The sequence below is a fragment of the Saccharopolyspora endophytica genome (assembly GCF_018070075.1).
GTDB classification, from domain to species: Bacteria; Actinomycetota; Actinomycetes; order Mycobacteriales; family Pseudonocardiaceae; genus Saccharopolyspora; species Saccharopolyspora endophytica.
Map to the genome: position 1 here is coordinate 540871 of NZ_JAGPXE010000002.1, position 22515 is coordinate 563385.

General features: G+C 66.8%; 20 protein-coding genes and 1 tRNA gene. 7 read left to right on the top strand and 14 right to left on the bottom strand.

Annotated elements, in window-relative coordinates:
• Window positions 1-63: 63 nt before the first annotated feature.
• The 5 genes from KBO27_RS06575 to KBO27_RS06595 are packed head-to-tail and all read right to left on the bottom strand — an operon-like array spanning window position 64 to window position 3871.
• The gene (locus KBO27_RS06575; RefSeq protein WP_210969036.1) at window positions 64-2190 is read right to left on the bottom strand and encodes an FtsK/SpoIIIE domain-containing protein; all 2127 of its coding nucleotides are present in this window, start codon (window positions 2188-2190) and stop codon (window positions 64-66) included.
• Complete coding sequence (locus KBO27_RS06580; protein WP_246536360.1) at window positions 2187-2915, bottom strand: hypothetical protein; 729 nt, start codon at window positions 2913-2915, stop codon at window positions 2187-2189. The genes KBO27_RS06575 and KBO27_RS06580 overlap by 4 nt, the downstream gene beginning before the upstream one ends.
• Complete coding sequence (locus KBO27_RS06585) at window positions 2912-3241, bottom strand: hypothetical protein (protein ID WP_210969037.1); 330 nt, start codon at window positions 3239-3241, stop codon at window positions 2912-2914. Before KBO27_RS06585 ends, KBO27_RS06580 begins: the two co-directional genes overlap by 4 nt.
• The gene (locus KBO27_RS06590) at window positions 3216-3599 is read right to left on the bottom strand and encodes a WhiB family transcriptional regulator (RefSeq protein ID WP_210969038.1); all 384 of its coding nucleotides are present in this window, start codon (window positions 3597-3599) and stop codon (window positions 3216-3218) included. Before KBO27_RS06590 ends, KBO27_RS06585 begins: the two co-directional genes overlap by 26 nt.
• On the bottom strand, window positions 3596-3871 hold the full coding sequence (locus KBO27_RS06595) for a helix-turn-helix domain-containing protein (protein WP_132684718.1): 276 nt from the start codon (window positions 3869-3871) through the stop codon (window positions 3596-3598). Before KBO27_RS06595 ends, KBO27_RS06590 begins: the two co-directional genes overlap by 4 nt.
• Before the next feature lie 174 nt (window positions 3872-4045).
• Between KBO27_RS06595 and KBO27_RS06600 the strand changes: the two genes are divergently transcribed.
• On the top strand, window positions 4046-4429 hold the full coding sequence (locus KBO27_RS06600; RefSeq protein ID WP_132676873.1) for a helix-turn-helix domain-containing protein: 384 nt from the start codon (window positions 4046-4048) through the stop codon (window positions 4427-4429).
• A gap of 177 nt (window positions 4430-4606) precedes the next feature.
• Window positions 4607-5740, top strand: coding sequence for an NsdA family TPR-like regulatory protein (locus tag KBO27_RS06605; protein ID WP_210969260.1), 1134 nt, complete (start codon window positions 4607-4609; stop codon window positions 5738-5740).
• On the opposite strand, the gene KBO27_RS06610 is transcribed toward KBO27_RS06605, so the two are convergent.
• The 4 genes from KBO27_RS06610 to KBO27_RS06625 all read right to left on the bottom strand — a co-directional run bounded on the left by KBO27_RS06610 (window position 5687) and on the right by KBO27_RS06625 (window position 9549).
• Window positions 5687-6274: an NUDIX hydrolase gene (locus KBO27_RS06610; protein WP_210969039.1), complete on the bottom strand. Its 588-nt coding sequence runs from the start codon at window positions 6272-6274 to the stop codon at window positions 5687-5689. The genes KBO27_RS06605 and KBO27_RS06610 overlap by 54 nt on opposite strands.
• Window positions 6275-6381: 107 nt before the next feature.
• Complete coding sequence (locus tag KBO27_RS06615) at window positions 6382-8007, bottom strand: pentapeptide repeat-containing protein (RefSeq protein ID WP_210969040.1); 1626 nt, start codon at window positions 8005-8007, stop codon at window positions 6382-6384.
• Window positions 8008-8130: 123 nt separating this feature from the next.
• Window positions 8131-9390: a site-specific integrase gene (locus KBO27_RS06620; protein WP_210969041.1), complete on the bottom strand. Its 1260-nt coding sequence runs from the start codon at window positions 9388-9390 to the stop codon at window positions 8131-8133.
• A gap of 83 nt (window positions 9391-9473) precedes the next feature.
• A tRNA-Leu gene (locus KBO27_RS06625) sits at window positions 9474-9549 on the bottom strand.
• Between the two features lie 267 nt (window positions 9550-9816).
• Between KBO27_RS06625 and KBO27_RS06630 the strand changes: the two genes are divergently transcribed.
• Together KBO27_RS06630 and KBO27_RS06635 are read left to right on the top strand one after the other, a co-directional pair.
• Window positions 9817-11121: an amino acid permease gene (locus tag KBO27_RS06630; protein WP_210969261.1), complete on the top strand. Its 1305-nt coding sequence runs from the start codon at window positions 9817-9819 to the stop codon at window positions 11119-11121.
• Between the two features lie 121 nt (window positions 11122-11242).
• Window positions 11243-11854 carry an ANTAR domain-containing response regulator gene (locus KBO27_RS06635; RefSeq protein WP_093416966.1) on the top strand — a complete coding sequence of 204 codons (612 nt, stop codon included), beginning with the start codon at window positions 11243-11245 and terminating at the stop codon, window positions 11852-11854.
• An 84-nt stretch (window positions 11855-11938) separates the two neighbouring features.
• On the opposite strand, the gene KBO27_RS06640 is transcribed toward KBO27_RS06635, so the two are convergent.
• Window positions 11939-12358, bottom strand: coding sequence for a PaaI family thioesterase (locus KBO27_RS06640; protein WP_235876892.1), 420 nt, complete (start codon window positions 12356-12358; stop codon window positions 11939-11941).
• A gap of 136 nt (window positions 12359-12494) precedes the next feature.
• Between KBO27_RS06640 and polA the strand changes: the two genes are divergently transcribed.
• Complete coding sequence (gene polA / locus KBO27_RS06645; protein ID WP_246536490.1) at window positions 12495-15140, top strand: DNA polymerase I; 2646 nt, start codon at window positions 12495-12497, stop codon at window positions 15138-15140.
• Between the two features lie 240 nt (window positions 15141-15380).
• Complete coding sequence (locus KBO27_RS06650) at window positions 15381-15767, top strand: VOC family protein (protein WP_210969043.1); 387 nt, start codon at window positions 15381-15383, stop codon at window positions 15765-15767.
• A gap of 150 nt (window positions 15768-15917) precedes the next feature.
• On the opposite strand, the gene KBO27_RS06655 is transcribed toward KBO27_RS06650, so the two are convergent.
• From KBO27_RS06655 to KBO27_RS06670, 4 genes are all read right to left on the bottom strand, one after another.
• Window positions 15918-17939 carry a YhgE/Pip domain-containing protein gene (locus KBO27_RS06655; RefSeq protein ID WP_210969044.1) on the bottom strand — a complete coding sequence of 674 codons (2022 nt, stop codon included), beginning with the start codon at window positions 17937-17939 and terminating at the stop codon, window positions 15918-15920.
• Between the two features lie 16 nt (window positions 17940-17955).
• Window positions 17956-18585 (bottom strand): ATP-binding cassette domain-containing protein, encoded by a 630-nt coding sequence (locus tag KBO27_RS06660; RefSeq protein ID WP_210969045.1) that lies wholly within the window; start codon window positions 18583-18585, stop codon window positions 17956-17958.
• A 49-nt stretch (window positions 18586-18634) separates the two neighbouring features.
• Window positions 18635-19567, bottom strand: a complete 933-nt coding sequence (locus tag KBO27_RS06665) for a GNAT family N-acetyltransferase (protein ID WP_210969046.1) — start codon at window positions 19565-19567, stop codon at window positions 18635-18637.
• 128 nt (window positions 19568-19695) lie between these two features.
• Complete coding sequence (locus KBO27_RS06670) at window positions 19696-20553, bottom strand: class I SAM-dependent methyltransferase (RefSeq protein WP_210969047.1); 858 nt, start codon at window positions 20551-20553, stop codon at window positions 19696-19698.
• A gap of 307 nt (window positions 20554-20860) precedes the next feature.
• Between KBO27_RS06670 and rpsA the strand changes: the two genes are divergently transcribed.
• Complete coding sequence (gene rpsA, locus KBO27_RS06675) at window positions 20861-22375, top strand: 30S ribosomal protein S1 (RefSeq protein WP_210969048.1); 1515 nt, start codon at window positions 20861-20863, stop codon at window positions 22373-22375.
• The last annotated feature ends 140 nt before the right edge of the window (window positions 22376-22515 follow it).

Below are 22515 nucleotides of genomic sequence, written 5' to 3' on the forward strand. Positions count from 1 at the left end.
GCGTGGGACGGGTGCGGGCGTGGTTGTCACAGTTGGGACGGGTTCGCGGCTGTCATGGGACGCCTATTCGCCTTCCTTCTCCTGGGCCGTGTGGGCCTCGTCCACTGCTTCCCGGAGGTCCGCGGTGTAGTAGCCGCGGACCTGGCGCACGGTGCCGTCTTCGGAAGCGACGCGGGCGCGTCTTGGCTGACAGCCGAGCTCGCCCATCTGCCGGCCGAACAAGGTCGGTTCGGTGTCGAGTGCGTCGATGAGCTCGGCAGTCGGTACGAAATCGCGCCGGTCGATGTCGTCTCCCAGGTAGTCGACGACCGACGACAGGGGCTCTGGCAGTGCTGAGCGGTCGTTCGGAACCTCGGAGCCGCTGCCGAGCGCCTTGGCCACTGCCGCTGGGTCGACTGCCCGTTGCAGGTCATCACCAGCGGCATGGCCGGTCAACGTTCCGGCTGCCTCACGCAGAGCTCTTCCGCGGCCGCAGATGGTTCGCCATTCCGGGTTCGGCATGAAGAACGTGCGGACCAACGTGGCGATGGTGTCCGCGCCGGTTTCGCTGTCCGGTCGCAAGATGCCGACTCCTTTGTGGCTCGGGAGCAGCGTCGAGGCATCGAAGCCCCGGGTGTTCATCTGCTCGCCGAGCACGATGTTGGAATCGCGCCAGTCCATGACCCGCAAGGCGAATCGCGAACCGAGCACCGCGCGCAGCCGGGACGGGATCGTGTTCGAGTCGGGGCGCTGGGTCGCGAGGATGACCACGATGCCAACGGCCGGACCTTTCCTCGTGAGGTAGGTCAGCAGGTCAGCGATGTAGGCGCCGATGGTGCTCTTCTTGCCGCCGATGTCTTCACGGGCAGGGTTCTCCAGGTACACCTGCACCTCGTCGATGATCACCGCCGTGATCGGCATGTCGAGGTCGGTGTCCCGGGAGATTGCCGGGGTGATCTTCGATTCCGGGCAGATGTCGTCATCAAGCCTGGACATCCGCGCGTAGCGGGATTGGACTTCTGCCACCAGCTCCACGAGGTGATTGCGAACGGCCTCGACGTGCTCGATCTCGTCACCGCACACGAACCGGTGCGCAACGGTCTCCGCAGCCTCCCAGTCCTTACCTCCCTTGCCGTCGAAGACGTACAGCCGTGCGTGCGGGTCGAGGATCAACCCTGCGGCGGGTAGTCGTGTCGAGAAGGTTTTGCCCTGCCGGGGAATCGCGCCCACCAGCAACGATGTCCACACGAGCTGCAGGTCGACGCGGCGGTTGCGAGCGTCGCGTCCGAACGGGATCGCTCGCCACGCGTCCCACTGCTCGACGTCGAGAAGCGGGAATCGCATCGGAGGCCCTGCGTACGGGTCGGCGTCGGCGACCCACAGGAAGACGCGACCGGCGTGCCCGCCGCGGCCTCGAACTCGTTCGATGATGAGCTGCAGCTCATCGACTGCAAGCGCTGATGCGAGCGCTTCCCTGTGCTTGATGACGTCCGCTGCCTTGCGCGTCGCCGGCAGGTCGACGGTGACCGCCCAGCCCGAGCCGTCGTGCGCAGCCCTTTCGACCAGGCACAGGGACTCGTCCTTGCCGATCAGCTTGGCATCGCGGAACGCTTCGACCAGGACTTGCGGATCCATCGTCCAGGTCAGACTGCGGGGGCCGGACAGCACGGGCTTCCGGCCCGGCGACCCCTCTTTGCGGCGTCCGAAGATTGCCAACGTTGCGGTCGTCAGGCCACCCGCAGCCCACATAGCTGGTGCGCCGTACAGGACGTATGCGACCACCACGACGGCGGCGGAAGCCAACGCGGCTGCTCCGGTCACCTTCCACCGGAACACGGTCAGCTCTCGGATCTCGATGAACTTGTCCGCGAGCTTCTCGGACTGCTCCGCGGCGTCCCGGTAGTCGTGAACCCGGACCCACTGACGCCAGGCACGCACTGCGGCGACCGTCCCGCGGCCGACGCCGCTGACGAACCGCCACGGGAGGTGTACGACGAACAGGAGGAGATCCAGGAGGGCCTGCTTGGCGGCCTTCCGTGACTTCAGTGCGGTAGGCACGCGTGGTGAACGCTGCCACCAGTTCATGAACCGCTGCCATCGCGTCAGCTTCGGGATCGACGGCGGATCGTCCACGAGCTCGGCGTCGAAGATCGCGGATTCGACTTCGCTCGATGGCCGTGGCACTGGGAGCGGCTCGCCCTGCTCGTTCATCGCGGATCACCTCCCTCGTTCACTTCAGATGCGAGTGCGGCGGCCAGCCGCGACGAGAGTCCACGCGAGCAGCCAGTTACCTCCCGAATCCACGAGGGCGACACCGTCACGTCCGGACTCCACGCGCTGCGCGCTCGCTCCAAGTACTCGTCGAACGACGTCCGTCGCTTGACGCTCGCTGAGCGAGCCGGCCGCTCGTGGTCATCGGGAGCGTTGTCAGGCGAGTCGACAGCTGCGTTCGTGAACGCTGTCCGGACGGCCTCGCTGAGCTTGTCCCGGAGATCCGTCACGGCCTCGGCGGCGACGAACACGACCAGCGGAGGAACGGAGTGCAGAACTACCGAGTCGGCCTCGCCGGCCGCGTACGCCGCCCAGGTGTTCATGACGTACGTGGCCGCGAGCGTGAACCACTTCGCAGCACGCACCCAGCCGCCGGTGTGGATGCCGTACCTCGCGGTGACCTGCTCGGCGCGCAGGATCGCCAAGAGGACCAGCGACACCATCGGGTCGAGCAGCCACGCTGCCAGCCACACCAGCGACCACGGTGGCGAGTCAGCGGCGGCGAACTGCTGGACGTTAGTCATCGTGAAGGCCAGGCCGAGCAGGATGCCCGTCCAGCACAACCGGTCGACCTGCTTGCGAACCTGTTCGACGTGCTCGGCCTCGGCCCGGGTGGGCGGCAGCTGCCGCCCACCCTCCGCCGGAGCCGGAACCTGCCCGATCATCGCCGCCGACTCCTTCGCTGCGGAGTGTCGAGCGTGGTCACGGTCAGAGCTCGAGTGAGCGTGTACGACGCGAGCAGTGCCGGCACCGCGAGCACCGAGAGCAGCAGCGCTGTGTTGCCGGGATTCACTATTACGATCCACTGAACCCCGACGATGGTCGCCGCCGTCAGCAGCACCCGCCCGGTGAGCGACATCAGCCGGACTCCAGCCCGCGTCGCCTCGGAAGCTCGGTGCGCAGCGCGCGCACTCGCGCGCCACATGGCGAACAAGGCGACGACGATACCCAGGCCGATCAGCACTTCAACGGGTGTCAGTTGCACCATCATCGCCGGTCACCTCCTCGTTGCTCTTTGGTCCGTGCTGTCGATGCGCCAACCAGATCGGGTAGAGCGCCCGTCGGTCCTGATCGGACATTGCTCCCCACACGCCGAGCGTTCGTCCGCCGTGCAAACGGAATTCGAGCTCCAGGCATGCGTCCTGGACGGTGCAGCCCGTGCACAGATCGGCCGCGAGCTGCCGATCCGGGTCCGCGCTCGCGGGTTCCGGCGGTTCCTCGCCTGTTGTGATCTGCATGCACCTGCCGTCGCGCACGACGACCTCGGCGAGCACATCGGTGGGGACGTGCCGCAAGCGATCCAGCTGTGCGGCGATGCGCTGGAGACGTTCGGTGTCGAGGTGGTTCATCGCGCACCACCCGTCAGCCGAGCGATCTCCTGAGCGGTGCGGTGCTCAGCGGCCATCTGGGCGACGTCAACGCAGCCACCCGAGGTGCTGGCCTCATTGGCGAGCTTGTCCACCGCTGCGGCGGGGACGACGTAGCGGGTGCGGACCCGAACTGCGGGGAACGCACCTTCGCGGATGGCTCGGTAGAGGGTCGAGGGATTGCATCGCATGATCTGCGCGGCTTCACGGACCGTGTAGAAGGTCGGCCGCGCGTTTTCAGCGCTTGTTTCCATGGCGGTATGCCCTTCGATTGAAGAGGTAAGAGATTGTTTCGGCGCATTTAAACGCCAATTTCAGCGCTCAATTGCGCAGATTGGTCGAACCCCGGCGATTCGTGAGCCGGGTCTGTCTTTCGGATTCGCTATTGCGCGCTAATCTCGGCGCTGAGGCGGAGCGCGGAGGAACACGTGACGGAAGACTGGGCTGCGGTCGCGCGCGCGATCAATCAGCGCACGAGCGAGCTGGGCATGCGTCAGCGGGAGCTGTCGCGGCGCTCGCACGTGTCGCAGGCGACGGTGCGCGAGTTGCAGCGCAACACGGTGCAGCGACGCCGCAGTGCGCGAACTTTGGAAGCGCTGTCGCTCGCGCTCGGCTGGCACCCGGAACATCTGTTGGCAGTGTTGGAGGGGCGTGAACCGCCCCTGGCCGGCGAGCCGGTGTTCAAAGAGGACGACGTGCCCTCCAGGCTCTCGGCCATCGAGCGTCAGCTCGGCCAGATCACCCGCCAACTCGACGAGATGAACGCCCGACTGCGCGCGGGAACCGGCAGTGACGGCGAGCGAGCGGGGTAGCCGGCTCTGGTCCTCGACGGCCCGCCGCAGTGGCGGGCTGGTGGTTGCGTTCGTGCTGCGCATGCCACCAAGAAACGGCATCCGCGGAAGTTTTTGCAGATGGCGCGGGTTAACCGCGAATCCATTAACTGCAATTAACTTCGCAGGTCAGGGTCGTTATTCAAGGTGGGGGCGGTGATGGAGGAGAAGCGACTTCAGGCGGTCCGCAAGCAGCTCGGTTACTCGGCCGAGGCTGTCATTCGCATGCTTCTCAAACGCGCCGACGCCCTCGGCGTCCCGGTGATGACGGCGGCGAGCCTGAAGACGAAGCTCTCCCGCTGGGAGAACGGGCACGAAGCCGTCAGCGAGACCTATCAGCGGCTGTTCCGCGACATCTACGGCCGCACCAACGAAGAACTCGGCTTTCCTCCGGAAGCCGAGGACAGCGACGCCGCGGAGCTGCGGTCGAGGCTGGCGATGGCGAAGACCGTGGATGCGGACACGGTCGAGGTCTTCCTGCGGCAGATCAACGATGCGAGGCACGTCGACCGCCGCTTCGGCGGGATCACACTGCTCGACCAGCTCCGCAGCACCATCAAGCAGGTCGAAGACCTGCTCAGCTACAACACCATTGGCAGACAACGGGAAAGGCTTGCCGGTGCGCTCACCGAGGCATCCACATTGGCGGGCTGGGAAGCACTGGACCGGAACGCCCTCGGGCAGGCGTGGGAGCACTACGAACGCGCAAAATCAGCGGCCCGAGAGGCCATGGCTCCGGCCCTGCTGGCACACGCCGCGGCGGAGCAGGCGTTCGTCCTGATCGACGTCGGAGAGACCGCCTCAGCCGTCGAACAGCTCGCGTACGCCTGTGAGGTCGCGGAGGGGGCGGCACCGCCGCTGCTGCGAGCGTGGCTGTCCGCAGCTCACGGAGAGGGACTGGCCGCCGTTGGCGACCGCGACGGTGCGTTGCGGGCGTTCGACGTGGCAGACGCGTTGTTGCCTTCCGAGCCGGTCGACGCCGCGCTGCCGTTCCTGTTCCTAGGCGGCTCGCACCTCGACCGCTGGCGCGGCAACGCCCTGAGCAAGCTAGGCGAGCCAGAGGCGATCGACCAGCTCGTCGAAGCGCTACCGCGCGTACCTGCGCAGTTCGTGCGGGCGCGCACAGGGCTTCTCGTCGACCTGGCACTGGCGTTCGCTGCCGCCGGAGACCGCGACGCCGCGCTTGACCACTCCAGGCAAGCGCGACGTCTGGCTTCTCAGATCAAGTCAGACCGACACCTACGCCGGCTCGGCGGGTTGATCTTGCCCGGTTCCACCGAGGGTGTTGCGTGAAGCGAGGAAGTACAGCAGCGCCACCAGGGTTCCCGAACCGAGCAGCTCCTGCCGCTGCGCCAGTTCGGTAACCCGAGATAGCGGAACCCACTCGACCTGGCCGACTTCCTCGGTGTCGGTCGGATCGCCGACGTGCTTCGCCCCACGCCACAAGTAGACGTCCACCGGGGCGGTGACCTGTCCAGGCAGAGGCTCGAAGGTCACCAGGTGCTGACCCTCGCCGACCGGCTCCCAACCGCTCTCCTCAGCGGCTTCGCGAGCGGCGGTTCCAGCTGAGTCGTCACCGTCGTCGACCAAGCCACCAAGCAGCTCGTAACCCCACTGCTGGGTCGGGAACCGGTAGCGCCACAGCATCAGTGCCCGGTCCTGCTCGTCCACGATCAGAGCGATCGCGATCCGAGCCAGGTGAACGACGTGGTACTCCCACCGCTCACCGTTCGGCGCCTCCACGTCAGCCAACCCCAACCGAACCCACCGGTTGTCGTAGACCAGCCGCTCCCCGTACGTCTTCCATGCTCCGCGCTCAGTGCTCACAAGTGTGGAGGGTACTGGTAGCTGGACGAGGAGCCGACTGTTGGAGATGACACGTTGGCCGACAAAAGCCAGAGCGGTCACCAAGCTTTAGATATGCGTTTTTATAGTTACTCCTCGGCTGCAACCTTATACCACACCCCGCTAGCAGAATCGGTGCCATGGCTGTCGCATGCCAATCGTTCCTCTTTCCAATTTAAAGGCCAAACGCGTTTCGTTTCGACCGTCGAATCTACGCGAACTGCTGCCCCGGAGAAGTCGGCAGGTATACGCAGTCTATATCCTAGTCCTTGGGCGAAGATTGCGTCGCCATAAAACTGGGAATCGGCGAATATCACAGGTTTGCGCATCGCAAAAGAGAACGACTGGCCAGGTCCGAAGTCAGTAAATTCTGCTGCGGCGAAGAATTTCGATTCAGAAAAGTTTGGCGCGTGCGAAAAGGTGGCATTTTTGAATGAAACGCTCTTCTTATAAGTGGTCCCCCTGAAAGAGAATTCGGCATGCTCGCTTGCGTCTCCTCCGAGGCTAAGTTCTCCGCCAAAGCGGGACTTTTCGAAGCTCGTCTCCCCTGAGAATTCTACTCCTTCGAAATCCGCCCCCCTGGCTAGCCATGCGTTGTCAAAATTGACAGCTTCTTCCTTGAATTCTGCAAAAGAGAACGAGGCTGGGCTGGAAAACGTGGCGTTAGCGAAGGAAGTGTGCCCATAGAATCTCGCCTGGGAAAATTGGCCAACGTTGATGTTCGCGCCCTTTGGTAGCGTGAAATCAAACAAAGTTGCGCCACGTAAGTCGATGTCGATGCCGGGCCAGTAATCTGCCGCTAGATGGCCAGGATTTGCTTCGTTCGATAGATGTCGAGTTAGAATTTGCTGAGCAGCCAGGCGCACATGCAGTTCTTGCTCCTTCTCGGCCTCTGTTGTGCTTTCGCTAGGCGATTCTTCTGGCTGCGTCTCCTTGTCTTCCTGTAGGGATTCTATTTCGTCGTTACTGACACCGTATAGGAGTACATTGCTTGTTGACGGTGGGGTAAAGGGTATTCGAAGGTATGCGCAAAGAACATTAATGACTGTCTGTCGCTGGTTCGTATTAGTTTGGGCGAGTTGCTCAAGGGCATAGAGTGCCCCGAGGCGCACGGGTGCCTTCTCGTGGCCGAGTTGCTCAACGGATTGTACGTATAACTCGTTTGCCCGCTGTTGTGCTGAATCAGACTCAGTGTGAGTTTGTGCGTGTTCAGCGAGCCATTGCCGTCGCGCGTTTAGCATAAGTGCGACAGCGCCACCCGTTCCTGCGCCAATTGTTAATGCTGTCCGTATTGCCTCAATGCGTGCAGAAGATGAATCGTTTGCTTTTGCTGCAATCTCGAGAAGCCAATTAAATGCCAGCCACGTGATAAGCGAGATCGCGACTATTGCGATCGCGACAAGCTGCCATCGTAAAGGGCGAATTTGCGGCGCTTCGGCCCTAGTCTGCCTCGTGTTTGATAGGCCAAGTGTGATCCTAAGGCCACGGAGTAATCTGACTGCAAGTAATAGAACCAATCCAAATACTGAAACGAGCGCTGGAAAAGTAAACAGGCCCCAGGATTTGAGAACTTCAAAGGCCCACTTTATGGGTTTGAATAGGGCGGGCGGCGCCCAGGCTTGTAGTCCGGCCGCCAAAGCAACGCTGCCAGCAATTCCAAGTTGTATTTCGTAGTGCTTCCATGATGCCCAGACGGGGCGCGATTCGCCTGCCACAGAGGGGTATCTAAGCAGATGATGACGTGGCCAGGTTTCGATTTGCCTAAGTCTTCACCCTGGTAGACGAGTTCCGAGGTCAAAGGTCGACCTTCCAAGTTGCGTGTGAGTTGTGTCCACTCCTCATGGGGCTTCACGCCTCTTAGGCATGCGGCTGCCCAGGATCTCCGCCGCCTTTCGATCGGAAGCGGCAACCCAGGCTGCGTAGACGCGCAGCGTGGTCGCACCTCCGCCGCCGTGGCCGAGGCGGCCGGAGACGGTGGGGAGGTCGATGCCTGCGGTGAGGAGTTCGGTGGCGGAGTAGTGGCGTAGGGCGTGGAGGTGGGTTTTGATGCCCAGCCTGTCGGCCATGTCCTTGTAGCGCTGGGTTATGGCGTTGGGGGAGTAGGGCTGGGTGTGGTCGGGGTGTTGGGTGCCGGCGAAGACGTAGAGGTCGTCGTTGAACTTGGCGCCTAGGTTCCGGACTCGGTCGGCGACGCGGTCGCGGTGTTCGCGGAGCAAGGTGACGGTTTCCGAGTCGAGGGCGATGCGGCGGTTCTGGTGGGTCTTGGTGTCCTTCTCCTTGCCGCGGACCCAGTTGCGGCGGAGGTCGATGACTTCCTCGTCGAGGTCGACGCGGGAAAAGCGCAGACCGACGAGTTCTCCGCGTCGCATGCCGGTGGTCATGGCGAGCCAGACGAGCGTGCCCCAGTCCTCGTCCATCCGGAACGCTTCCTCGGACAGCCGCGCTGCCTCAGCGGGAGTGGGCGGGTCCGGTTCCGGGCGCTTCTGGCGCGGTTTCCGTGCGACGCGGGCAGGGTTGGAGCTGATCCAGTCCCACCGTTCGGCGGCATCGAGCGTGCCGCTGATGATCGCGTGGATCTGGCGGACCGTTGAGGCGGCCATCGGTTTGCACGCGTGTGGGCGGCACTCCTCGGCGATGCAGTCGTGCTCGCCCGGCTTCTTGTGCTTCTCGATGTACGGCTTGCCATCGCAGCGAGCGCGGCAGCGTCGAAGCTCGGTGTAGAAGCCCTCGAGCATCCTCGCGGAAATCTTGTTCACCGCAGTCTCGCCGAGAGCGGGCTTGATCGAGCGGTCGATGTAGCCGCTGTAGGTGTGCCGGGTGCTGTCCTCGATCTCGCTGGTGCGCATCCACTCGTCCAGGGCGAAGGACAGGCTCACCGTCGACGGCGTGGAGCGCTGGCTGTCGACCTGTGCCAGCAGCTTGGTGAGCGCCTTCTCGGCGCGCTTGTAGGCGGCCTTGTCCGTGCCGTTGATCGTCTCGCGGACGTAGGTGCGGCGACCCGTCACCGGGTCGTTCCCCGCGAAGACGACCACTCGGAGCGTCTTGCTGCGCTCCTCGATGCGACCGCGCTGACGTTCATCGGGGTGTGAACGACTCATAGCCTTGAGTGTACTCGCACCCAAGGCCGCACCCAGGATCATTTCCATGATCCACATATTCGGTTATTTTGCCTGGTGAAGGCTGGTGCCCCCGGTGCGATTCGAACGCACACTGGACGGATTTTGAGTCCGCTGCCTCTGCCGTTGGGCTACGGGGGCTGGTCTTGTCGTCAGCATACGTGACGGCCGATCAGGGTCTTCCGGGAGGGTGTCCGGTGGGTTATCCCTGGTCAGGGTGTTGTTGCGGGGCTCTGGTGATCGTTTTCGTCGTGGGTCTGGTGGTTGTGATCACGGCGGTTTAGGTTCGCTGAGTCGTGCAGTGTGTGGTGGGTCGAACGCGCGGAGGCCGTGTTGGTCGATGAGAGAAGGCAGGTGGAGCCGACGCCCGCCGGATTGCGGCGGAGTCTGAAGAACCGGCACCTGCAGATGATCGCGCTCGGCGGGATCATCGGGGCCAGCCTGTTCATCGGCAGCGGGGCGGTGATCTCGACCGTCGGGCCGGCGGCCGTGCTGTCCTACGCGATCGGCGGGCTGATCGTCGTGCTCGTCATGCGGATGCTCGGTGAGATGGCCACCGCGGCGCCCACGTTGGGCTCCTTCATGGAGTACGCGCGGACGTCCCTGGGGGAGTGGGCGGGATTCACCCTCGGCTGGTTGTACTGGTACTACTGGGTCGGCGTGGTGGCCTTCGAGGCCGTCGCCGGGGCCGAGCTGATCAACCCGCTGATCCCGATGGTGCCCCAGTGGGTCATCTCGCTCGTGCTGATGATGGTGCTGACCGGGACGAACCTGGTGTCGGTGCGCTCGTTCGGCGAGACCGAGTTCTGGCTGGCCTCCATCAAGGTCATCACCATCGTGATCTTCCTGCTGTGCGGGACCGTGTTCGTCCTCGGGCTCTGGCCCGGGGCCGAGATGTCGGTCGGCAACATCGGCAAGGACGGGTTCTTCGCCAACGGCGGCTTCTCCGTGCTGCACGGCGTGGTGATCGTGATCTTCTCCTACTTCGGGACCGAGATCGTCACCATCGTCTCCGCCGAGTCCGACGAGCCGGAGCGCTCGGTGGCCAAGGCGACCAAGGCCGTGGTGTGGCGGGTGCTGCTGTTCTACGTGGGCTCGGTGACGCTGCTGGTGATGATCACGCCGTGGGACCAGATCCCCACCGAGGGCAGTCCGTACGCGGCGGCGTTCACCCGGTTCGGGCTTCCCGCGGCCGAAGTGGTCGTCGACGTCGTGGTGTTCACCGCGGTGGTCTCCGTGCTCAACTCCGGTCTCTACACGGCTTCCCGCATGCTGTTCGCGTTGCAGCAGCGGTCGTTCGCTCCCGAGTGGGTGCGCGATCTCAACGGTCGGGGTGTGCCGTGGAAGGCGATCTTGCTGTCCACACTGGTCGGCTACGTCGCTGTTGCGGCGAGTTACGTCGCCCCGGACACGATCTTCTACTTCATCATCAACAGCGCGGGTGCCGTGGCGTTGTTCATCTACGCCATGATCGCGGTCTCGCAGTTGAAGATGCGGCGTCGTCTGGAGCGCGAGGCGCCCGAGTCGCTGAAGTTGAAGATGTGGTTCTTCCCGTACCTGACCTGGGTCACGCTCGGGCTGATCGGCACCGTGATCGCCGCCATGATCTTCGTGCCGGACATCCGGTCGCAGCTCGTGCTGAGCCTGGTCAGCGTCGCCGCGATCCTGGTGATCTACCTGGTGTTCGTGCGGAGGAAACCTTCGAAAGCGTGAGCGCTCACGATGTCGCAATGGTCACGCCGCCTATTAACCTCGGCGTGAAGTCACTACCGGTAAGCTGCGGTTTCCGATGCAAACCGCATTGGCGGACCCCGAGTTCTACTGGAGGATCCCGGTGACGACGCCGGCTGCCGAGGACACACGCGAGGCCAAGCCCGTCGAACGTCGCGTACTCGTGGCCGAGGACGAGGCGTTGATCAGGCTTGACCTCGTGGAGATGCTCCGCGAGGAGGGCTACCAGGTCGTCGGCGAGGCTGGTGACGGACAGGAAGCCGTTCGGCTCGCCGAGGAACTTCGACCCGATCTGGTGATCCTGGACATCAAGATGCCGAAGATGGACGGCATCGAGGCCGCTTCCAACATCGCTGGGGACCGGATCGCGCCGGTGGTCATCCTGACCGCCTTCAGCCAGCGCGATCTGGTGGAGCGGGCGCGCGACGCCGGGGCCATGGCCTACCTGGTCAAGCCCTTCGCCAAGCGCGACCTGGTGCCGGCCATCGAGCTGGCGGTGTCCCGGTTCACCGAGGTCCAGGCCCTGGAAGCCGAGGTCAACGACCTCACCGAACGCCTCGAGGCGCGCAAGACCATCGAGCGGGCCAAGGGCCTGCTGATGAGCAAGCACAACCTCTCCGAGCCCGAGTCCTTCCGCTGGCTGCAGCGAACCGCGATGGATCGCCGCACCACGATGAAGGCGGTCGCGCAGGCGGTTCTCGAAAACCTGTCCTAGGGCGGTTTTCCGCGGCCTGCGTGGCGGTTGATCGACGATGAGAGGCGGGGTGCCCACGGGTGCCCCGCCTCTGTCGCGTTCGGATCACTTCGGCGGCTGGTCGCGCAGGATGCAGGTGAGCCGCGCCGAGCAGGTGCGGCGGCCCTTCTCGTCGGTGATCTCGATGTCGTAGGTCGCGGTCGAGCGGCCCCGGTGCAGCGGGCTGGCGACCGCGGTCACCTGGCCCTCCGTGGCCGCCCGGTGGTGGGTGCAGGTCAGCTCCAGGCCGACGGCGATGCGGCCCTCACCGGCGCTCAGCGCCGCTGCGATCGAACCGGCCTGCTCGGCGAGCACCGCGTTCGCGCCGCCGTGCAGCAGGCCGTAGGGCTGGCGGTTGCCGGCCACCGGCATCGTCGCGACCACCCGATCGGGGCTGTATTCGACGATCTCGATGCCCATCCGGGCGCTGAGCTGTTCGTCGGTGGCGCTCAGCAACGCCTCCAGGTCGGCGTCGCCGCTGGTCACAGCTTCACCGTTGTCGGTAGCGGGCACTGCTGGTCCTCCCCGTCGCCTGCGGTACTGGCTGTCAGAGCTTCAGCCTAAACTCGCGGCCGTGACGCATTCCGAGGACCGACGCCTGCTGTTGATCGATGGCCACTCGATGGCCTACCGCGCCTTCTACGCCCTGCCGAAGGAGAACTTCCAAACCGGCACCGGGCAGCACACCAACGCGGTGTACGGCTTCACCTCGATGCTGATCAACCTGTTGCGCGACGAGCAGCCCACCCACCTCGCGGTCGCCTTCGACGTCTCCCGCAAGACCTTCCGCAGCGAGACCTTCACCGAGTACAAGGCCAACCGCAGCGCCAGCCCGGACGAGTTCAAGGGCCAGGTCAGCCTCATCCAGGACATCCTCGGCGCCCTGAACATCCCGGTGCTGAGCAAGGACAACTACGAGGCCGACGACGTCATCGCCACCCTGACCACCCAGGCCACCGGCGGCGGCTTCAAGGTCGCCATCTGCACCGGCGACCGCGACGCGCTCCAGCTCGTCACCGACGACGTGACGGTGCTGTACCCGACCAAGGGCGTCTCCGAGCTGACCCGGTTCACCCCGGAAGCCGTCGAGGCCAAGTACGGGCTCACCCCCGAGCAGTACCCCGACTTCGCGGCGCTGCGCGGCGACCCGTCGGACAACCTGCCCAAGATCCCGGGGGTGGGGGAGAAGACCGTCACCAAGTGGATCCAGCAGTTCGGCTCGCTCGCCGGTCTCGTGGACCGGGTCGACGAGGTCAAGGGCAAGGCGGGCGACAACCTGCGCGAGCACCTGTCGTCGGTGCTGCTCAACCGGCAGCTCACCGAGCTCGTGCGCGACGTCGAGCTCGAAGCCGGGCCGGACGAGCTGGAGGTGCGCGCCTGGGATCGCGACGCCGTGCACCGGCTGTTCGACGACCTGGAGTTCCGGGTGCTGCGCGACCGGCTGTTCGCCACGCTCTCCAGCGCCGAACCCGAGGTCGACGAGGGCTTCGAGATCACCGGCGGCGTCATCGAGCCCGGCGCGCTCGCCGCGTGGCTCGACCAGCACGCCCGCGGCGGCAACCGCGTCGGCCTGTCCTGCACCGGCACCTGGGCGCGCGGCCACGGCGACCTGGCGGGCATCGCGCTGGCCACCGCCGACGGAGCGGGCGCGTTCGTCGACGTCACCTCGCTGACCGGCGAGGACGAGAAGGCGCTCGCCTCGTGGCTGGCCGACGCAGACGCGCCCAAGGCCGCTCACGACGTCAAGGGCCCGCTGCACGCCATCCGCGACCGCGGCTGGACCATCGCCGGCCTCACCAGCGACACCGCGCTGGCCGCCTACCTGGTGCGTCCCGGCCAGCGCTCCTTCGAGCTGCCCGACCTGGTCGTGCGCTACCTGCAGCGCGAGCTGCGCGCCGACAGCGGCGGGGACGACGGCCAGCTGTCGCTGCTGGAGGACGAGTCGGAGAGCCAGGAGAAGGCCGCCGAAGGTGAACTGCTGCGGGCCCGCGCCGTCGCCGAGCTCGCCGACGCGCTGGACACCGAGCTCGCCCGCATCGACAGCACCAAGCTGCTCACCGACCTCGAACTGCCGCTGCTGCTGGTCCTCTCCGAGCTCGAAGGCGCCGGCATCGCCGTGGACGCCGAGCAGCTGGCCGAGCTGGGCGCCCGCTTCGCCGCGCGCGTCAAGCAGGCCGCGCAGGACGCGTACGCCGTCATCGGCAAGGAGATCAACCTCGGTTCGCCGAAGCAGCTGCAGGTGGTCCTCTTCGACGAGCTCAACATGCCGAAGACCAAGCGCACCAAGACCGGCTACACCACCGACGCCGAAGCGCTGCAGACCCTGTTCGAGAAGACCGAGCACCCGTTCCTGCAGCACATGCTGGAACACCGCGACGCCACCCGGCTCAAGACCACAGTGGAGGGTCTGGCCAAGTCCATTTCGGACGACGGTCGCATCCACACCACGTTCAACCAGACGATCGCCGCCACCGGCCGGCTGTCGTCGACCGAGCCGAACCTGCAGAACATCCCGATCCGCACCGAAGAGGGCCGCCGGATCCGCGAGGTGTTCGTCGTCGGCGGCGACTACGCCGAGCTGATGACCGCCGACTACAGCCAGATCGAGATGCGCATCATGGCGCACCTCTCCGGCGACGAAGGGCTCATCGAAGCGTTCAACACCGGCGAGGACCTGCACAACTACGTCGCCTCGCAGGCGTTCGACGTGCCGATCGGCGAGGTCGACCAGGAGCTGCGCCGACGGGTCAAGGCCATGTCCTACGGCCTGGCCTACGGTCTGTCGGCCTACGGTCTGGCGCAGCAGCTGCGCATCTCCGCCGAGGACGCCAAGGCGCAGATGGACGCCTACTTCGCCCGCTTCGGCCGGGTCCGCGACTACCTGCGCGAGGTCGTCGACCAGGCCCGCAAGGACGGCTACACCTCCACCATCATGGGCCGCCGCCGCTACCTGCCGGACCTGCTCAGCGACAACCGGCAGCGCCGCGAGATGGCCGAGCGGATGGCGCTCAACGCCCCGATCCAGGGCAGCGCCGCCGACATCATCAAGGTCGCCATGCTCGGCGTGCACGGGGCCATCAAGGCCGAGGGCCTGCGCTCGCGGACTCTGCTGCAGGTGCACGACGAACTGATCATCGAGGTCGCCGACGGCGAGCGGGACGTGGTGGAGAAGCTGGTGCGCGAGCAGATGGGCTCGGCGTACCCGCTGGACGTGCCGCTGGAGGTCTCGGTCGGCTCGGGCCGCTCCTGGGACTCCGCCGCGCACTGAGCGGCGAGGGATCTCGACTCGATCACGGAACCGCCGTTTCGGGGATGCCCTCCGGCGTGATGTTGTGCAATGGCGAACATCACCGCTGGTGGGGCCCGAACGCGGGTACCGAACACCGGTGCGGATAGCCTGCGGTACACGCTCCGGCCGGGCTCGGCCGCTGCGGCGTTGTGGCCGGCGGGGCGTCACCAGGGCGCGGCAGCACCCCAAGAGCTGACCGCGCCGACCCCGAGGAGGAGCATGATCAGCATCGACCGAGTCGACCACCTGGTCCTCACCGTCGCCGATGTGGATCGGGCGGTCGAGTTCTACCAGGACGTGCTCGGCATGGAGCCGGTGGAGTTCCCCGGTGAGCGGCGTGCGGTTCGCTTCGGCGACCAGACCATCAAGCTGCACGCGGCTGCCGAGCTGGTCGAGCCGACCGCGACCCACCCGGTCCCCGGCTCCGCGAACCTGTGCTTCGTCACCGGCCAGGCGCTGGCCGACGTCCAGGATCACCTGCGCAACAACGAGGTCCGCATCGAGGAGGGCCCGGTCGGTCGCACCGGCTCCCGCGGCCCCATCACCTCGCTCTACCTGCGCGACCCCGACGGAAATCTCATCGAGATCGCCCGCTACGACGACTGAGACCTGTTCGGTGGTCGCCTTGCGCGGCGGTGCCGGTTGAGTCCCGCACCTGAGACAGCGGCTCCGCCGCGGTGGCACACCTCTTCCCACCCCGATCAACGCGAACGGCGGGCCTTCCGGATCGGTCCGGAGGCCCGCCGCTGGCGTTGATCAGAGCGACAGCTCGGGTTTGAGGCGGCTGGGGGTCCAGACGCGCTGGCGCCAGGCCGCGATCGTGGTCAGCAGCAGGGACGCGACCAGGTAGCAGAGCAGGACCGCCACGGCTTGGGCGACCGAGCCCTCCGTGCCGCCGTAGATGAGGTGGCGCAGCCCCGTCACCACGTAGCCCAGCGGCAGGACCTGGTGCAGCGGGTGCAGCGGTTCCGGGATCGTCTGCCACGGGAACGTGCCGCCCGCCGTGACCAGCTGCAGCACCAGGATCACCAGGGCGATGAACTTGCCCTTCGGGCCGAACGCCGCGTTCAGCGAGTGCACGACCGCGGTGAACGCGAACGAGGTCAGGATCAGGAAGGCGAGCGTCCGCCACTGGTGCGCGGGGTGCACGCCGATGGCGAACACGACCACCGAGAACAGCAGCACCGCCTGCACGAGTCCGATCAGCGCGGCGGGCAGCCAGCCGCCCAGCGCGACCCGCCACGGCGCCACACCGGCCGCCAGGGCCCGGTTGGACATCGGCCGCATCAGCAGGAAGAGGACGAACCCGCCGACCCACAGCGCCAGGCCCATGAAGTACGGAGCCAGCCCGGCGCCGTAGGTGTCGGCCTTGACCTGCGCCTGCGTGTCGACGGCGACCGGGTCGCCGATGGTGTCGGCGGTGGCCTGCCGGGTCTTGTCGTCGGGGTTGGGGATGTCGCCCGCGCCCTTGCCGAGCTCGGTGGCCAGCGTGTTGGAACCGTCGACGAGCTGGCCGGATCCGTCGTGGAGCTGCCGGGTGCCGCCGACGAGCTGGTCGGCGCCGTCGGCGAGCCTGCTGGTGCCCGACAGGGCCTGCTGCTCGCCGTCGCGCAGCTGCGCGGCTCCGTCGTCCACCTGCCCGGCGCCGCTGGTGAGCTGCTGGATGCCGCTGGTCAGCTGCGGGGTGGCGTTGGCCAGCGCCCGGTTGCCGTCGGCGACCTGGCGGGCTCCGTCGGCGAGCGTGTTGAGCTGCCCGACCTGCGTTTGCAGCTTGGTGTTGGCATCGGTGGCGGGGCTGCCCAGGTCGTCGAGCCCGGCGACGATCTTCTGCACGGTGGCCTCGTCGACGCCGGCCTGGCGCAGCTGCGCGGCGGTCTTGGCCTTGGTCTGGTCCAGGTTGTCGACGATGCCCTGGGAGAGGTTCCCGACGACGTTGGCCTTCTGCGCGAGCTGCTCGTTGCCCTGGGCGACCTTCTCCGCGCCGTCGGCCAGCTTCGCGGTCTGGTCCGGCAGCTGCGCGGTCGAGGCCTGGAGCTGCTGCAGGCCGGTGTGCAGCCGGCCGGTCCCGTCGGCCAGCCGGTTGGCGCCGGAGGCGAGCTGCTGCTGCCCGCTGAGCAGCTGGTGCGCGCCGTCGGAGAGCTGGGTGCCGCCCTGCTCGGCCTGGCCGAGCCCGTCGCGCAGCTGCCCGGCTCCGTCGGCGAGCTTGCCCGCGCCGTTGGCGGCTTCGACGGTCTTGTCGTGCACCGTGGAGAAGCCCAGCAGGAACTGCTCGGCGGCGGTCGACCCCGCGTTGGACGCGACGCCCTTGCGGACCTCACCGGCGAGCTTGTCGGCGATGGTGCCCACCAGGTAGTTGTTCGCGTCGTTGGTGATCAGCTGCAGCTTGGCCTGCCGCGGCTCGAAGTCGGCGGGAGAGACCAGGGCGTGGGAGAAGTCCCGGGGGACCACCAGCGCGAAGGTGTAGTCGCCGTTGGCCACGCCCGCCTGGGCGTGCTGGAGATCGGTGCGGGTCCAGGAGAACGTGCCGGAGTCGAGGAGCTCCTCGTAGACGTCCTGGCCGGCGTTGAGCGGCTGGCCGTCCTCCTTCTGGGCACCGGAGTCGTCGATGACGACCGCAGCGGGAACCGAGTCGAGCTTCCCGTAGGGGTCCCAGTTGGCGTAGATGTACATCGCGCCGTAGAGCAGCGGCACCAAGGTGACCGCCAGCAGCGCTAGCTTGGGCAGCTTGCCCGAGGTGAGTCGTCGCAATTCCGTTGCGGCGAGCCGGAAAGTAGTCATCACGGACCTTCAGGTGTCAACCGGCCGAAGTGGACTTGTCGTCCGCGCCGATGCGGACGGCGGGCGCTCCGAGCTTGTCGGCGGAGTGCGTGGAGCAGAGCACGACCACCGCCATGCCTCCTTCGGCGCGGGCGGTGGCCAGGGAGTGCCAGAGCTGAGGGTCGTCGCCGTGGCGGTCGGGGCAGTCGAGCACCAGCGCGCGCGTGGTGCGGGACTCGCAGGCCAGGTCGACCAGCAGCCGGGTGCGCTGGTGCGCGGTGAGGTTCTCGAACCGGACGTCGCCGGGCAGTTCGCGTTCGGCCAGCCAGTCGCGCACCTTGCGGCGGGTCGAACCGCGCCGGGCCAGCGCCAGACCTTCGGCGGTCACGTCGCGAACCTGAAGGGAGTCATCCGGTTCGGTGATCTGCGGGGCATCGACGACGGCGACGGCGCGGCGCAGCCGGTCCGCGTCGGCCGAGCCGTCCAGCCGGATGCTGCCGCTGCTGGGCTTGAGCCGTCCGGACAGGGCCAGCGCGAGCGCGGTCTTGCCGGTCCCGGCTTCGCCGGTGACCAGCAGGGTCTGGCGGTCGGCGACCCGGAGTGAAGTGGGGGCCAGCAATGGCCCGTGCGCGCCGATGACCTCGACGCCGGTGGCGACGATCTCCACGCCTTCTCCTCGATCCTCCTAGGACCTGCGCGCAGGCCCCGGATCGGGGTCAGCGCAGTGCGGTGGCCGGGCGCACCTCCCACATCGTCCACAGTGGCCGGTATCCCTGACGGGGCCAGAACACCGAGGACAGCGGGTTGGGCGGGTTGTAGTACAGGAAGCTGCCGATGGCGCCCCGGCGCACGAACTCGTTGTGCACCACCGACATCAGCTGCCTGCCGATGCCGGTGCCGCGCGCCTTCTCGTGCACCGACACGCAGTTGACGTATCCCCACGAGCCGGGGCGCAGCCGGTAAGCCCGCGGGGACTTGCCGGTGTCGATCCAGCCGCATTCCGCGACCGCGACGGGCGTGCCGTCCTGCTCCGCGAGCCAGACGGGATCGTCGGAGTGCAGGCGCACTCGGGCGGCGGTCCGCTTCAGCTGCGCGGCATCGGAGCGGTACGTGGCGGTTCCGACGAGGGCGGCGTACTCGAGCTCGGTGAGGGTGAGCTCGACGACGGCGTCCAGGTCGGCCGGTCCGGCGCGACGCACCTTTACGGTACCAGACAGTTCCGTATCTGCGACCGGGGTGGGTGATCGAATCGCGAGCACCGACAGCGGCAGGAAACCGTGATCCAGCAACGCCCGCGTGGCCTGCACGTCACGGCTCGGCCAGACCACCATCGCCGAGGAGTTCGGCCCAGGATCGTCCTGCTCGCCGAGCCATTCCCGCCACGCGCCCAGCAGCGAATCCATCCCCGCGCGCGGGTGCTCGCCGATGATCGGGAACAGCTCGAACGCCTCGCCGGCCTGCCACAGGCCGCGCGCCGAGCCCTCCGGGTTCGAGGTGTGCGTGACCAGCCCGGCCACCGCGTGCCCGTCAGCGGTCCGCGCCGCCACCGGCTCGGCGTCGGTCGGCACGAACTGGTCCTGCGGTAACTGCGGGTCCAGGGCGGCGAACCGCGCGAACTGGGCCTGCATCAAATCCTGCGCGGTCGCCACCGGGGCTCCTCACACCTGGGGCCCGCGCCTCCCGGGCGCGGGCGTGGACGTCGGCCGAGCGGTGAAGTCGCCTCCTCCACCACCTGAGGTTCCGCTACCCGCCGCGAGCGAGCCGACCGGTCGACGCCTCAGTCGAGCGTGCACACGAAGATCGCGGTTCCGGGGAACAGCCTGCCGCGAAGCGGGCTCCACTGCCCCCAGATCTGAGTGTGCCCCTCGGGCCACTCCGGTTCGATCAGATCGGTCAAGCGCATCCCCGCGCCGGACAGCGCCCGCACGAAGTCGCCCAGCGTGCGGTGGTGCTCGACGTAGGTGGCGCGGCCGTCGCCGTCGATCTCCAGGTAGGGGGTGCGGTCGAAGTAGGAATTCGTCGCCGTCAGGCCCGTCGGTCCCGGGTCGTCCGGGAAGATCCACCGCATCGGGTGAGTGACGGCGAACACCCACGTGCCGCCCGGCCGCAGCACCCGGGCCACCTCGCGGAACACCGCGCCCACGTCGGCGACGAACGGCACTCCGCCGAACGCCGAGCAGGCCAGGTCGAAGCTGTCGGTGGCGAAGGGCAGCAGATCGGCGCTGGCCTGGACCAGCGGCACGTGCGTCCCGCTGCGCTTCGCGGCGTCGACCCCGTGCCGCAGCATGCCGGCGGAGATGTCCAGGCCGACGGCCTCAGCGCCCTGCCCGGCCAGCCAGCGCGCGCACGACGCCGCACCGCAGCCGACCTCCAGGACCCGCTTGCCGCGGACGTCGCCGAGCAGGCCGGCGTCCTCCTCGCGCAGGCCCTCCGGGCACCAGACGAAATCGTCGTCGCCGAGGAAGTCGCCGTGCTCGGCGTGGTAGTCGTCGGCGTCGGCGTCCCACCACAGCCGGTTCGCCGAACGCGACTCCGCGGCGTCCACGCTGCGCTTGCGGACACCGACCGTCCCCAGCAACTGCTCAGCCGAGCTATTCTGGGAGCTGGCGTTTTCCGGCTCGTCGGGATGTGTCAAGGATTCCCCCGGGTGAAGGTGGTTCAGGGCGTGGACGTGAAGAGATTGTGTCGCGCGTCCGAAGCCCGTCTGCCATCCAGGGGTACCGCAGTTTGCCCGGCGATCGAGAAAGCGCGTACGATACCGCCCGCGCCGTGGGTCTTTTTCTCGGCGGCTTCCGCGAGCCGGTTCAGACCGGGTTGTGAAGGCCGTTCGGCAAAACGGAATCCGCAGGTCCGGCTATCCGCTGGACCGGACGAAACCGGCCGTGGCGCGGCACAAGCGTAGAACCAGCGACCAACCTATCCGTACCGGAGCAACCCACCTGATGTCCACCGACACCACCACCGTCCCGACTGCAGCCGCCACCAAGCCGCAGGTCGCAGTGAACGACGTCGGGACGGAGGAGGACTTCCTCGCCGCCGTCGACCAGACCATCAAGTACTTCAACGATGGGGACATTGTTGAGGGCACCATCGTCAAGGTCGACCGTGACGAGGTGCTGCTTGACATCGGCTACAAGACCGAGGGCGTCATCCCGTCCCGGGAACTGTCGATCAAGCACGACGTCGACCCCGCCGAGGTCGTCACCGTTGGTGACTTCGTCGAGGCGCTTGTTCTCCAGAAGGAGGACAAGGAAGGCCGACTGATCCTCTCCAAGAAGCGCGCCCAGTACGAGCGTGCCTGGGGCACCATCGAGGAGCTCAAGGAGAAGGACGAGCCCGTCAAGGGCACCGTCATCGAGGTCGTCAAGGGCGGCCTCATCCTCGACATCGGACTGCGCGGCTTCCTGCCGGCGTCCCTGGTCGAGATGCGTCGTGTCCGCGACCTGCAGCCCTACGTCGGCCGCGAGCTCGAAGCCAAGATCATCGAGCTGGACAAGAACCGCAACAACGTGGTCCTGTCCCGTCGCGCCTGGCTGGAGCAGACCCAGTCCGAGGTCCGCAGCGAGTTCCTCAACCAGCTGCAGAAGGGCCAGGTCCGCAAGGGCGTCGTGTCCTCCATCGTCAACTTCGGTGCGTTCGTCGACCTCGGTGGGGTCGACGGTCTGGTGCACGTCTCCGAGCTGTCCTGGAAGCACATCGACCACCCGTCCGAGGTTGTCGAGGTCGGCCAGGAAGTCACCGTCGAGGTCCTCGACGTCGACATGGACCGCGAGCGCGTCTCGCTGTCGCTGAAGGCCACCCAGGAAGACCCGTGGCGTCAGTTCGCCCGCACCCACGCGATCGGCCAGATCGTGCCGGGCAAGGTCACCAAGCTGGTGCCGTTCGGTGCGTTCGTCCGCGTCGACGAGGGCATCGAGGGCCTGGTCCACATCTCCGAGCTGGCCGAGCGCCACGTGGAGATCCCGGAGCAGGTCGTCCAGGTCGGCGACGAGGTGATGATCAAGGTCATCGACATCGACCTCGAGCGTCGCCGGATCTCCCTGTCGCTGAAGCAGGCCAACGAGGGCTTCAGCCCCGACTCGGAGTTCGACCCGACCCAGTACGGCATGGCTGCCGAGTACGACAACGAAGGCAACTACATCTACCCCGAGGGCTTCGATCCGGAGACCCAGGAGTGGCAGGAAGGCTTCGAGTCGGCTCGCGAGGAGTGGGAGCGCCAGTACGCCGAGGCGCACACCCGCTACGAGAAGCACATCGCGCAGATCACGAAGGCCCGTCAGGCCGACGCCGAGGCCGCGGCTGCCGCGGCCGCCGGTGGTGGCGAGGACGAGCAGCCGGCTCCGACCGGTGGCGGCAACTACTCGTCGGCTTCGGACGACGAGCAGCAGGACAGCGGCTCGCTCGCGAGCGACGCCCAGCTGGCCGCCCTCCGCGAGAAGCTCTCCGGTGGTGCGTGAGCACTGACGCCTGAAGGCTGAAGTCCGAAACGGCCCCGCATCCTCCGTGGATGCGGGGCCGCTTCGCGTCTGGGGTTGCTTTGTCGTCCAAGATCAATGTCCGGTTCGAACTGCCCCCTCACAGACGGGTGATCAGCTGG